The organism is Alloacidobacterium dinghuense, assembly GCF_014274465.1.
Classification (GTDB): domain Bacteria; phylum Acidobacteriota; class Terriglobia; order Terriglobales; family Acidobacteriaceae; genus Alloacidobacterium; species Alloacidobacterium dinghuense.
In genome coordinates this window covers 254,685-267,092 of the sequence record NZ_CP060394.1, presented here as the reverse complement: position 1 = coordinate 267,092, position 12,408 = coordinate 254,685, and the positions used below count along the sequence as shown (strand labels likewise).

The window sequence follows — 12,408 nt, the reverse complement described above, 5'->3', positions numbered from 1 at the left end:
ATCATAAATTGCGCACGGCTTCTTAACCGCGCGACGGCATCACCTTGAGAATCTCGCGGGCGATCACCATGCGCTGAATCTCGCTCGTGCCTTCGCCGATGGTGCAGAGCTTCACGTCGCGATAAAACTTCTCTGCCGGGTAATCCTTTATAAAGCCATAACCGCCATGCAGTTGCACAGCCTCGTCGCAGATGCGAACCGCCACTTCGCTCGCATAGAGCTTTGCCATCGACGATTCCCGCGTCACCCGCTGCCCTGCATCCTTCAAAACCGCAGCCCGCAGCGTCAGCAAACGCGCCGCATCGAGTTCCGTGGCCATATCGGCGAGCTTCCACTGCACGCCCTGAAATTCCGCGATAGCCTTTCCGAACTGCCTGCGCTCTTTCACGTAATGCAAACTCGCCTCCAGCGCACCGCGCGCAATCCCGAGCGACAACGCAGCAATCGACACGCGACCGCCATCGAGGACACGCATCGAGTCGACAAATCCTTCGCCCAGCTTCCCCAGCAGATTCTCCGCCGGAATCTCGCAGTCCTCAAAAATCAATTCCGAGGTATCGCTGGCCCGCAGTCCCAGTTTGTTTTCTTTCTTCCCCGGACGAAATCCCGATGTCCCCTTCTCCACCACAAACGCCGAGAGTCCATGCGTACCCTGCGTCTTGTCCGTTACGGCGATCACCACGGCCACATCCGCATAGTGGCCATTGGTGATGAACGTCTTGTTACCGTTCAGCACCCACTTGTCGCCCTTGCGAACCGCAGTCGTCTTGGCGCCAGCCGCATCTGAGCCGGAATTTGGCTCGGTCAGCCCCCATGCGCCCAGCCATTCGCCGCCGGCGAGCTTCGGAATGTACTTCCGCCTCTGATCTTCATTTCCAGCAAGAAAAATGTGGTTCGAGCAAAGCGAATTGTGTGCGGCAACGATGATGCCCACTGAACCGTCGACAGCCGACAGCTCTTCAATCGCCGTCATGTAATCGACATAGCCCAGGCCCGCGCCGCCATACTCCACGGGAAAGATCATCCCCATCAGTCCCATCTGCCCAAGCTGCTTCACGACGTCAGCAGGAAACTCGCTGGCCTCGTCCCACTTCATGACGTTGGGGGCTATTTCGCGCTGTGCAAAATCGCGGACCTCACGGCGCAGGTGCTCCTGCTCGTCGGTAAGCTTGAAGGGATAAGTGGTTACGTCCGGCACCGCAGCCGCGGCGCTTGCCTGAGAACTCATATCGATAACTCCGATGCGAAAAAATGAAACAAGCGAAACCCGTGATCGTAGCATTTTTTGTACAGGTTTGTCGCCGTTTTCCTGGAAGGGGGGCTATTCAGACGATTCAAGCGCCTTCGCCCAGTCAGGAGCGTCGTCCGGCAGGCCACTGAAGCAGTCATAACGAGCCAGCTGACGGCCAGTAGAAATATCAGCCAGAACACAAGACATGCCGAAATGCAGCGGGCCGGATTCAAACGCTACCTGGCTGCCATCGGCCCAGAACAGCCACGTCCAGACGAACGGATCGCCGGAAATCTTCCGGATGATACGTCCTCGACGCGCAATCACGAGCGTGAATGGAAACTTCTCACCCGGGTGATCAGGGATAGAGGAATTCAGCGTCCATCCTTCCAAGTCATGCGGCCCCTGGCGATGCGCCGATTCCTCCGGCTGCTCAGCCAGACTGCTCCCTTGGGCCACGAGCAACACCAGCAGGACGATCCAAAACCTTCTTGCTTTCCTGACCATCTAGCCTCGACGGTGTTTGGACTCGCCTGAGTGAAATTCGTTATTTGAGCGCCACCGCCCGTTCATGGGGCAGCGGAACCCTAACAGAAGCCATGCCCGCAGCAGTCGCTCCCTGAATCCCTAACTCTGCATCCTCAAACACAAGACAATCCTGAGGCGCCACACCCAGCCTCTCAGCAGCCAGCAAAAAGATCTCCGGATCCGGTTTGCCCTTCTTATAATCGCCAGCGCAGACCATCGTCTCAAAGCGATCCAGCAGATGGAGCGCCGCCAACGAAGCCGTCACCGATTCGCGCGTGCTCCCCGAAACCACAGCAAACGGAATCCGCCCGTATTGAGCTTCGATATGCTCCAGAACCTCAGGCACAGCCGTAAGCTGCGGCAATAGATCGTAGTAAAGGCTCTCTTTCCGATGCTCCACCTCGGCCACAGGCATGTTGAGGCCACGCTGCTCATTCAGTGTAGAAATGATCTTCGCCACCGACAGGCCGCCCCACGCATAAAACAGATCTTCGTCAAAGTCGCAGCCCCACTCGCCGAGCGCCTTCTTCCATGCGATATAGTGCAGCGGCATCGAATCGGCAATGGTGCCATCACAGTCAAAGAGATAAGCCTTGAACTGTCCTTCGGGTAATTTCAACTTCATTTATGGACTCAGGTCCTTACCTCTATTTTAATGCGATCTTGCCGCGAATCACCGTGATCGACGCCGCAGGGAGATCGAACTGCGTATTGGCGTTGGCCTCTTCCGTCGACTCCAGAATCGGACCGTCAGGATCAGCCTTGCCGGGTGTAAAGATGACCGCTGGTCGATCCTCTTTTTCAGGAAGATGCGCCGTGAAGTCCTTGCTCCGCGCATGCCATTGATATTGATCGCGGCCAAAGCGCGCAACGTGTACGGTACCGGTGAAATGGCTCGCGGCATGCGAAGCCCCATCAAAATCAACGTGCACAGTGTGCGGATTGAACTGGTCGCGGTTGACGATCATCAGCGACCATTCGCCGTCAGGCCGTTCCAGAGCATACGTCGTCACCAGCGAATGCCCAGCGCCATCATCCACCACGCTGGTCGCAGGATAAACATGGTGCTGTCCATTCCCCGGCTGCACCCACTGCTGCGTAATCATCTGGCTCGCAAAGAACTGTGCCAGCCGCTGCTTGATCTTGTAATCAGCATCGACCGTAAACATGCCAAACGTCCCAGCCGAATCGTTACAGCCCCGCTCCAGTTGCAGTGGAAGGTAATGGAAGTAGTAAACGCCTTTGCCGCCAGCGGTCAGAAACGAGCCAATGTAGTCCGCCAGCCAGATCCCGCTGAAGATGTCCATGTACGTCTCGCTGGTCGCCGATGACAGATTCGACTCGGTGACAAACATGGGCACATTCGCGGGCAGTCCATCATCCCGCCACACCTGCATAATGTGGCTCATCAGCGTTGGCTCCTCGTAAAGACTGCTCCAGCTGATCTTGCACGGCTCGTACGGATAATGCTCGAACGAAAAGAACGCCAGATCGCTCATCCGCTGATGCTGCCGCAGATAATCAAGAAACCGCCCCGTCCACGAAGTACGCCCCTGCTCGTCCGGCCACACTTCGATGTCCTTGTTCTCACCTGTAAATGCCGGGCCTCCCAGCTTCAGCGCCGGATCGACGCGATGCAGCGCCATAGCCCACTGCAGGTATAGCGCAGCGTAATCCTCCGGAAGCATGAACTGCCCATCAGCTTCCTCTCCCATCTCGACATACGAGATCGGATACTGGCGCTTCTCGATGTAACTGATTTCCGCCACAGCATTCTCAGGCGTGTCATAGAGCATTGCCACCGGAATCATCGCCGGCAGCCCGCGCGTAATGCCGCTGGTATAGAAAAAATCAAAGCCGATCTGCGACTCAAATGTGCTCTCCAGGTTGTCCGGCTCGTGCCACGGGTCGATGGAGGAACAAATCGTCGCAGTCTGCTCCTGATCGGGCGTGTGACGCACAAGATCGTGAAACTGGCCATCTGCCGACGTAGTCCCGAGTGCCAACTCACGAATTGCGTAACCGACACAGTTACGTGGATCAGACGAGCCATGCGTATCGCAGGTATTCGACGACGCCGTCATGAGAATACGCACATATCGCACCGGCATCGGAGAGGACGCAAGGCGAATCGTTGCCGGTCCTCCTTTTCCGTCAGTGATCTCAGCGTGCGGAAAGGTCTGCCAAACGCCGCGCGTTGGCGCGTGAACCGGGTCCGCGTCGGTGGTCCAGTACTGAACAACATAGTGCGTTGCAAACGGCTCTGCCCAGTCAATGCGAATCGTATCGACAAGCTGATTTGCATTCAGGTCCATGATGACCCACTGCGGATGCAGCGAATCGTCTTCGCCGGTAAAGCGCTGCGTCAGATAAGGATTGCTCTTCCAATAGGTCTCCGGGTCACCGTCCGTCAGCCGTGAATATCCGGTATTACCGGTTCCGTCATTCCGAGTAACGCCGCGGTGCGGCAATACGTAACCGTAGGAGTGACGTATCGGGTCGCCCAGCTCAGTCGAACCGGTGAAATACCCCTTGCCGCTCGGATCGCTCCATGTGCCTTTCGGATTCCAGTGCCATGCCTGGATGGCAAGCTCAGTGTTCTGGCGATACGTGACCGTCTGCCAGCCGGAAGCGAGCGTGGCCGCAATCGTCTCCGGCACCAGGTCCTTCTCGAAGGCCTCACGCGGAATTCGGTCGACGCCCGCGCCCAGGGTCTCCGTCGGGACAAAGCTGTTGGTTTGGTCAGCGGGCGCCGTGCTGACATGAATCGTCTGGGCGGAAAGAGAAACAGCAAAGACGACAAGGGCGGCGAAGATCGATCGTTGCAAGCCGTTCGCTCCGAAGTGAGATCTCTAATTCCTGTGATTTGGCAATTTCAAACGTTTGAATATGGATTGTCAATCTTCTTCGATTCATCGGGCCATCTTTGGCCCAGAAGACCGTACACTCATCCCAAACGAAAAATACATTTCCTTTCTGAGGGATACATGCATCGGAAATTTCTTGCGTTAGCTTTCCTGGGGTTTGGCAGTATTGCGGCCTTTGCTCAGACACCGGCTGCAAACTGGGTGGGAACGTGGGCAGCTTCGCCCGTAGGCGCTGTCGTGAATGACGGCCAGCCGAGCCCCGCCAACTCTACCTATCGCAACATCGTGCACATCAGCCTGGGCGGCTCAGCCGTGCGGGTGCAACTCACCAACGAATTCGGCACAGACCCGCTCACCGTGGGCAGTGCGCATATCGCAGTCAGCGCAGGCGGCGGATCGATTCAGGCGAATTCGGATCATGCGCTCACTTTCAACGGAAGGCCCACAGCTGAGGTTCCTGCCGGAGCATTCATCCTCAGCGACCCGGTGAACATGGAGCCCGCTCCGCTCTCCGACCTCGTCGTGAGCGTGTATTTCCCCGAGCAGCGCATTCGCAACACCACCTGCCACTCCTTCGGCGATTCAACCAACTACATGCTCAGAGGCGACGCGACGTCCGCACCAACCGCAGACAATTCCAGCCCCATCTACGCCTGGTGCTTCGTCAAAGGAATTGACGTGCGTACCAACGCCACTGACAAAGCCGCAGCGATCGTGACCTTCGGCGACTCCATCACCGACGGCGCGGACTCAACGCGCGATGCGAATCATCGCTGGCCGGACGTTCTCGCCGCCCGCCTGCAGGCCGACAAGAAGACCGCAAACCTCGGCGTGCTCAATCAAGGCATTGGCGGCAACCGCGTCCTTCACGATGGCTACGGCCCAAGCGCGCTCGCCCGCTTCGATCGCGACGTAATTGCGCAGACCGGCGTCAAGTATCTCATCATCCTCGAAGGCATCAATGACATTGGCCGCCTCAAAGAACCGCACGAGCCAGGCGACAAGATCACCGCCGACGATCTGATCTTCGGCCTGTCTCAACTCGTCACCCGCGCGCACCAGCACGGCATCAAGGTCTTCGGCGCAACGCTGACTCCGTATCTGCCCACGGGCTACTCATCGCCGCAAGGCGAGCAAGTCCGGCAAGCCTACAACCAGTGGATCACGACCAGCGGTGTCTTCGATGGCGTCATTGACTTCGACAAGATCACGCAAGACCCTGCGCATCCTGACCAGTTCCTGCCCGACTATGATTCGGGCGATCACCTCCACCCGAAAGACGCCGGATACAAAGCCATGGGCGACGCCATCGATCTGTCGTTATTTCACTGATCTAATAAAACGCCGTCATTCTGACGACCGAAGGGAGGAAGAATCTCTCTGTCCTTATTCCATCAAATTTCAGAGAGCCGTCATTCTGACGACCAGAGGGAGGAAGAATCTCAGCGATGTCAGCCAGACAAATCGCTGAGATTCTTCGCCAAATTAGGAATTACGGAATAATCAAGCCAACCGCGAAAGCCACTCACGCGCGTCATCAATATCCACGCGCGTAAGCTCATGCCCGCTCGGCAGCAGCTTGTGCGTAACATCAGCCCCGGCCTTCTTCAACATCTCTGCAAGCTGGCCCGCATTTTCGGCGTCGACAATCGGGTCGAATTTTCCCGACGACAAAAACACGGACTTGCCGGCAAGATCGGGCACCTTTTCCGGAACCAGCGGCACCTGCCCACGCAGCAGCACCGCGCCGCGAAGAATCTCCGGTCGCAACAGCATCATGGCCGACGCGATGTTGGCTCCATTGGAGTAGCCGATGGCAACAATTTGCGAAGCATTCAATCCATTCTCTTTGACGGCGCCAGCAACGAAATCCGCCAGCTCATTTGCGCGCCGGATCACGTCTTCTTCATCGAAGACGCCTTCACGCAGTCGGCGGAAAAATCGCGGCGCTCCGTTTTCCAGCACCTTCCCGCGCGGGCTCAGCAGCGCGCTCTCCGGATCGAGCATGCGGCCCACGGGCAACAGATCATCTTCATTGCCGCCCGTACCATGCAGCACCAGCAGCGTACGCTTGCTATTCTCGACTGGAACAAACCGGTAAATGAACGTGTCGGTTGCGGTCATAGCTGCCTTTCCATCGCAAAGTTTGGATGGTGGAGCTTCGGCAGGTCGCCTTCGATCTCCGCACGATACTTTTCAAGCCACGGTGGCAGCTTCAACACCTGCCCGAGCGCGTCTTCCGGCTCATCGCGAGCAAAACCCGGCGGATCGGTTGCAATCTCAAACAGAACGCCGCCCGGTTCGCGGAAATAAATCGACTTGAAGTACTGGCGATCGAGCACCGGCGTCACATTCAATCCCGCCTCGCGCACTCTCTTCTGCCACTCCACCTGCGCTGTATCATTGGGCACCCTCCATGCCACATGGTGCACGCTTCCCCCGGCCACCACGCCGGACATGAACTCAGGCGTGCAATGCAGATCCACATTTGCAGCACTGTCTCCCTCGCCAAAGGTGTAGCGAAAATACGAGCCTTCTTCCTTCAGCTTCTTCGCGCCCATCGTATCGGTCAGAAGCGACGCAGTCTTCTCCATCCCGTCTTCGCAGAGCGTCACAGTGTGAAAAGCACGAATTGCCTCTTTGCCGGATACTCCGTTTGATTCCCAGGCGGGTTTGTTCTCCGCGCCAGCCACGCCTACAAGCTCAAGCCCTAGTCCGTCCCAGTCGTGAAATGTAATCACAGGCTCGTCAAAACGCCGCGTCGGCTTGTCGTACTCCACGCTGTGTCGCGTGAGCCGCTCAATCCAGAAACCAAACGAGTCAGCCGGAACCGCAAATGAAATGGTTGTCGCCTGCCCGGTGCCACGCCGTCCATGCTGCACGTGGCTCCACGGGAAAAAAGTAAGAATCGTGCCCGGATTCCCTTTTCCGTCACCGAAGTAAAGGTGGTACGTCCCAGGATCGTCGAAGTTCACTGTCTGCTTTACCAGGCGCAGTCCCAGAACGCCCGCATAAAAGTCAACGTTCTGCTGGGCATCTGTGGCTATGGCGGTAATGTGGTGGATTCCAGGAATTGGATCAGGCATGGTGCTCCTCCGTTCAACAGCAGATGCGTTCTAGTGAAATTGGATTCAGGTCAGCGCCGCGGCCCGAATAGAGAAATAACCTGCGCGCCTTTGCCGCCATTCGTGATCGGGCCCGGTTGCTCGCCTCTGGCTGCGCGCAATTGAGGGGAACTGAAGTTGCCGAAGTCGAGCGTTTGCGCCGCCTGTTGCTTGCCCTTCGGAGTCGTCTCGACCCACTGCACCCAGCGCACAAACGGGCGCTCTTCGTCGAGTCTGTATTTATCTTGAATCGTGACCGTGATGCGATAGCCATCCTTTAGCTTGCGAGCCCACTCAGACTCAAGATCGTGATAGCTGCCGCCGTGTCCGCGAAATGCCTCCTGCAGCCGCTTCGGCGCAAAAGTATTCATGTTTGCATTCTGCAAGCCCATGTTCTCGATGCCGCCAGGCGCCCCGAACTGCACCCCGATCATATGCCCCGCGTGGTCGCCCGATCCACCGGCAAGGTCGCGCTGCGCCTTCACGTCGCGATGTGTCGCCACTCTACCCGGCACACCCAATTCACCCGCCGCCTCTTTGAAGAAATAATTTCCCTGCATCCAGTTGCGAAAGGTGAATCTGCTGCTGATATCCGGTAGTGATGTTGGCGCCATCAACAACCTCCTGCAAAGGCCCTTTTATCGGGGTTCCCCCCGAACGCGCGGTTTTCGCGTGCTGGAGTGATTGTCCGCTAATCTAGCACGTTGCGTGTTTGCCCACACGATTACGCGGTTATGAAAACTTTGTGCGGCATATCAAAAGATGTCTAAGCCCCAACCCGACAACGATTATCCTTTCCGAACGGCCTTTCCTGATGCCATAATTCCCGCACGCTACGGCTCTCCGTTTCCGGCTTCCCTGAGATGCACCAGCGCTTCGACAACGGCTTTATTTGCCGCAACTTTTCCCGCCGCCGGTGTTTCCAATAGGTAGGGGTTCCGGAACTCCGGTATGGGTTCGCGGAACACGTCAGCTGGCTGGCCGAAACGACAGGCGGCAGTTTGACGGGGAGGTCTGACTTTGCGAATCTTGCGTTCCCTTGCTTTGCTCACGGTTCTCATAGTGCCTGCGGCATTTGCTCACTCCCAGGTCGCCGTGGGTATCGGTATCGGCCCGGAGGTCGGTTATCCGGCTCCGGTCTACGTCGGCGGCCCGCCCGTCTGCTCCTGGGGCTACTACTCTTACTATCCATATGCCTGCGCGCCTTACGGCTACTATGGCGCTGACTGGTTCTTCGGCGGCGTCTTCATCGGGGCCGGCCCGTGGTACAGCGGCTGGTATGGACGCCCCTGGGGCTGGGGTTGGGGTCATCCGTACGGTGGATGGGGCTGGGGCGCGCATCCCTACTACGGTGGCGGATATCGCGGCGGTTACAACTCCGGCTACAACCGCGGTTACGGCAGCGGCTTTAACAATGGCTATCGCAATGGAGGAGCCTATGGGCGCTCACCTCTGAATGGAGGAAACCGTTCTATCGGCATGACCGGCTATCGCGGCGCCTACAACGGCGCGTCCGGCTTCCACGGATATAACGGATATAACGGCTCCTCAGGATTCCACGGCTATTCCGGAACGAACGGTTTCCATGGCTATAGCGGTGGCGGCGCTGTCCACAGCTTCAGCGGTGGTGGCGGATTCCACGGCGGTGGCGGCTTCGCTGGCGGCGGATTCCACGGCGGTGGCGGCTTCGCTGGCGGAGGCTTCCACGGCGGTGGAGGCGGCGGCTTCCACGGCGGTGGCGGTCACCGATAATGCAACCGAAAGTTAGAAGGCCCGCTCAAAAAAGCGGGCCTTTTTCTACTCCAAATCACAGCCCAGAACGGGTGCCCCACATCTCGAAGAGATGTGGGATCCTACTCACAACGCAGCGCCACATTCGGATTCACCTTCGTAGCCGCTAGCGCCGGAATCAGCGTTGCCGCCAAGGCAACCGCACTCAGCACCACTACAACAGTAAGAAATGAAGCCGGATCATGCGCGCTCACTTCAAACAACAGACTCCGCAGCAGGCGTGAGACAACAAACGCAACCCCCAACCCGACAAACCCTCCAGCCAGCACCAGCCCCATCCCCTTCGCCAGAACGAGCTGCAGAATATTCGCCCGCGTCGCCCCCAACGCCATGCGCACGCCAATCTCCTGCGTACGCTGCGCTACCAGAAACGCCACCACGCCATACAATCCCACCACCGCCAGCAGCAGTCCGGCAGCCGCAAAAAAGCTGACCAAAGCCATCTCGAACCGTGGTCGATCGGCCAGCCGTGCAACTGTTTGCGTCAGGGGTTCCACCGCTACCGGCGCGGTTGGATCGAGCTTCGCAATCTGCATTCTCAGCCACGTTGCCACTACGGAAGGCGGCAAGTTCGTCTCTATGAGAAATACGCAGTGCCGGCTCCAGCTTTCAGGATGATGATTACTCCACAGCTCGTAGTATTCCGGATCATCCTGCCCGGTAAGCCCGGCATTCTTCACATCGGCCGCCACACCCACAACCGTAAACACAGGGCCATCGACCGAAAAGTACGGACGATAGTTGGCAAACTGAATATGCTGCCCGACCGCATCGCCCTTGGGAAACAGCCACTCGGCAAGCCGCCTGCTCAGGATCATGAAATCGCCGTTCGCGCCGCGCTCTCCTTCGGTGAAGCCCTGCCCCTCCAGCATAGAGATATTCAGAGCGCGAAAATAATCAGGCGTCACCAGCCGCCTCATTACCGCGCCCCCGGTTTCCGGCGGAATCGGCGGCCTCCCTACGACAAAGAAATCCCCTAACCGGGAGCCGCCATGCCAGCTGTTCCCATCCGGCGGCAGTGAGTCACTGATGCTCACCGCCTGAACGCCAGGCAGTTGACGCATTGCCGCCTCGGCACGCAGATAGAAATCCATATATGCTCGGTCTCCCGGGTAGCGCGAATCCACCAATGGAATCCGCACCGTCAGCACGTTCTTCGTCTGCATCCCCAGGTCTTCGCGCTGCAGATTCCGGAAGCTTCTGACGAAAAGACTCGCACCCGAAAGCAGCACGACACTCACAGCGATTTGCGCAGCCACAAGAAATCCCCGCAGCCGCGTGTGCGCTCCCGAGTTCGCCGTACGCGCCGAGAACGCGATCGAGCGCGGCCGTTCAAGAGCCGGCGCCACGCCGCATATCGCTGCGCAAGCCAGCGCAAGCAGAACCGCAAAGCCAATAATCCGCAAATCAAGTTGCGCGTCGGCAAGAAACGGAACGCCGGACGGCGAGATAGAGATAAAAACCCGCAATAAGATCTCAGCCAGCACGCACCCCGCCGCTGCGCCCGCCACCGCAAGCAGCAGCGCTTCCGTCAGCGCCTGCCGGATAATCCGGAACCGGCTGGCTCCCAGCGCCGCGCGCACCGCAAGCTCGCGCTCTCTCGCTGCGCCGCGTGCTGAAAACAGGCTGGCCACATTCGCGCACGCAATCAGCATCACAGCCAGCGCAGCGCCCAGCAGCACCCATGCCGCCCGATATGCATCCTGCATCTGGCGATCGCGAATGGAACGAATCTGCAACTGAAACTGCTGCCGAAACTGCGCCGGAATCCACATCTGCGTATGGCGATAGATCGGGGCCATCTCTTCTCTCGCTTGGGCAATGCTCACGCCCGGCTTCAGCCGTGCAAACGCCCACATCGGAAGTCCAATGCCATCATTGAGCGTATGCTGCGCCGCTATGTCCATCTGCGCCGGCAGAAGAATATCTACTGCCTGCAGCCTCGGCATTTCGAAATCTGCCGGAAGCACGCCAATGATGCGAACCGGCTTGCCGTCAATCTCTATCTCCTGGTTCAGAGCTTCCCGCGACCGGTTATAACGAGCCAGCCAGAGCGCATCGGAGATAAGAGCTGCTTGCGGGCCGTTCGGTACATCTTCCGCCGGCAGAAAATTCCGACCAATCACCGGAGCTACCCCCAACGTCGGCAGAAAATTCCCGGCCACGTCAGCGCAATGCAGGCGTACAGGATTCTGGGCCGTCAGGTTACATTCGCCCGCGCCTCGCTCAAACGTCATCGACGCGAACGGCTTCTGGTTGTCGCGCCATTCAAAGTAAAATCCGCCGAGCGTGAACTCTTGCTTCTCCAAAGGCTGTACCAAACCCACAGAGACCAGCCTGTCCCCATGCGCATAAGGCAGGCTGCGGAAGAGAATGCGATCCACCACGCTGAAGACCGCCGTAGTCGCGCCAATTCCCAGCATCAGCGTTGCCAGCGCAGTGATCGTGAAAATAAGATTCCGGCGAAACCCGCGCAGTGCGTAGCGCACATCCTGCCACAGCGTATCCAGAAACCATCCTGGCCGCGCCTCGTTACAACCCTCTCGCGCAGATTCCACGCCACCGAACGCAATCAGCGCCTGCCGCCGCGCCTCGGCGGGGCTCATCCCGGCAGCAACGTTTGCCTCAACCTGCCGCTCAATGTGAAACTGCAGCTCCTCGTCCATCTCATCCGTCGCCCTGCGAGAAAACAGAAACCGCACCCGCGTCCAGAACGATCGTATTGTCCCTAACAACCGATTCACCAACAAACCTCCAAACCACCCATCACCCCAAAGCGCTGTCATCCTGAGGAGCAACGCGACGAAGGACCTGCTTTCCTCTAGGCCATCGGCACGAACATCGGGTGCCCCATCCTTTCGCGCAGTTTGCGAAAAGGTGGAAAAGC

At 58.2% G+C, this 12,408-nt stretch carries 10 protein-coding genes; 2 read left to right on the top strand and 8 right to left on the bottom strand.

The features are described 5' to 3' along the window. Positions 1-22: 22 nt before the first annotated feature. The 4 genes from H7849_RS01045 to H7849_RS01030 form a co-directional block, all read right to left on the bottom strand. Positions 23-1,228, bottom strand: coding sequence for an acyl-CoA dehydrogenase (locus tag H7849_RS01045; protein WP_186743593.1), 1,206 nt, complete (start codon positions 1,226-1,228; stop codon positions 23-25). Between the two features lie 93 nt (positions 1,229-1,321). Next, positions 1,322-1,738, bottom strand: coding sequence for a hypothetical protein (locus H7849_RS01040; protein WP_186747932.1), 417 nt, complete (start codon positions 1,736-1,738; stop codon positions 1,322-1,324). A 40-nt stretch (positions 1,739-1,778) separates the two neighbouring features. Next, entirely contained in the window at positions 1,779-2,384 is a 606-nt protein-coding gene (locus tag H7849_RS01035; RefSeq protein WP_186743592.1) for an HAD family hydrolase, read from the bottom strand. A gap of 22 nt (positions 2,385-2,406) precedes the next feature. Continuing rightward, entirely contained in the window at positions 2,407-4,587 is a 2,181-nt protein-coding gene (locus H7849_RS01030) for a discoidin domain-containing protein (RefSeq protein WP_186743591.1), read from the bottom strand. Positions 4,588-4,746: 159 nt separating this feature from the next. On the opposite strand from H7849_RS01030, the gene H7849_RS01025 reads away from it, so the two are divergent. Then, on the top strand, positions 4,747-5,958 hold the full coding sequence (locus H7849_RS01025) for an SGNH/GDSL hydrolase family protein (RefSeq protein WP_186743590.1): 1,212 nt from the start codon (positions 4,747-4,749) through the stop codon (positions 5,956-5,958). A gap of 171 nt (positions 5,959-6,129) precedes the next feature. Here H7849_RS01025 and H7849_RS01020 read toward each other — a convergent pair whose 3' ends face one another. From H7849_RS01020 to H7849_RS01010, 3 genes are read right to left on the bottom strand one after another with little or no spacing between them, the layout of a single operon-like run. After that, positions 6,130-6,750 (bottom strand): alpha/beta hydrolase, encoded by a 621-nt coding sequence (locus H7849_RS01020; RefSeq protein ID WP_186743589.1) that lies wholly within the window; start codon positions 6,748-6,750, stop codon positions 6,130-6,132. Continuing rightward, the gene (locus H7849_RS01015; RefSeq protein ID WP_186743588.1) at positions 6,747-7,712 is read right to left on the bottom strand and encodes a ring-cleaving dioxygenase; all 966 of its coding nucleotides are present in this window, start codon (positions 7,710-7,712) and stop codon (positions 6,747-6,749) included. Before H7849_RS01015 ends, H7849_RS01020 begins: the two co-directional genes overlap by 4 nt. Before the next feature lie 50 nt (positions 7,713-7,762). Beyond that, entirely contained in the window at positions 7,763-8,344 is a 582-nt protein-coding gene (locus tag H7849_RS01010; RefSeq protein WP_186743587.1) for a DNA/RNA non-specific endonuclease, read from the bottom strand. A 406-nt stretch (positions 8,345-8,750) separates the two neighbouring features. Here H7849_RS01010 and H7849_RS01005 point away from each other — a divergent pair, with 406 nt between their 5' ends. Further along, complete coding sequence (locus H7849_RS01005; RefSeq protein WP_251106524.1) at positions 8,751-9,482, top strand: hypothetical protein; 732 nt, start codon at positions 8,751-8,753, stop codon at positions 9,480-9,482. Positions 9,483-9,583: 101 nt separating this feature from the next. On the opposite strand, the gene H7849_RS01000 is transcribed toward H7849_RS01005, so the two are convergent. Beyond that, positions 9,584-12,265, bottom strand: coding sequence for an ABC transporter permease (locus H7849_RS01000; RefSeq protein WP_251106523.1), 2,682 nt, complete (start codon positions 12,263-12,265; stop codon positions 9,584-9,586). Positions 12,266-12,408: the final 143 nt, after the last annotated feature.

What these genes read in the sequence shown, in the direction of transcription:
- H7849_RS01045 (WP_186743593.1), bottom strand. Translation starts at nt 1,228, where the DNA reads ATGAGTTCTCAGGCAAGCGCCGCGGCTGCGGTGCCGGACGTAACCACT.
- H7849_RS01040 (WP_186747932.1), bottom strand. Translation starts at nt 1,738, where the DNA reads ATGGTCAGGAAAGCAAGAAGGTTTTGGATCGTCCTGCTGGTGTTGCTC.
- H7849_RS01035 (WP_186743592.1), bottom strand. Translation starts at nt 2,384, where the DNA reads ATGAAGTTGAAATTACCCGAAGGACAGTTCAAGGCTTATCTCTTTGAC.
- H7849_RS01025 (WP_186743590.1), top strand. Translation starts at nt 4,747, where the DNA reads ATGCATCGGAAATTTCTTGCGTTAGCTTTCCTGGGGTTTGGCAGTATT.
- H7849_RS01020 (WP_186743589.1), bottom strand. Translation starts at nt 6,750, where the DNA reads ATGACCGCAACCGACACGTTCATTTACCGGTTTGTTCCAGTCGAGAAT.
- H7849_RS01015 (WP_186743588.1), bottom strand. Translation starts at nt 7,712, where the DNA reads ATGCCTGATCCAATTCCTGGAATCCACCACATTACCGCCATAGCCACA.
- H7849_RS01010 (WP_186743587.1), bottom strand. Translation starts at nt 8,344, where the DNA reads ATGGCGCCAACATCACTACCGGATATCAGCAGCAGATTCACCTTTCGC.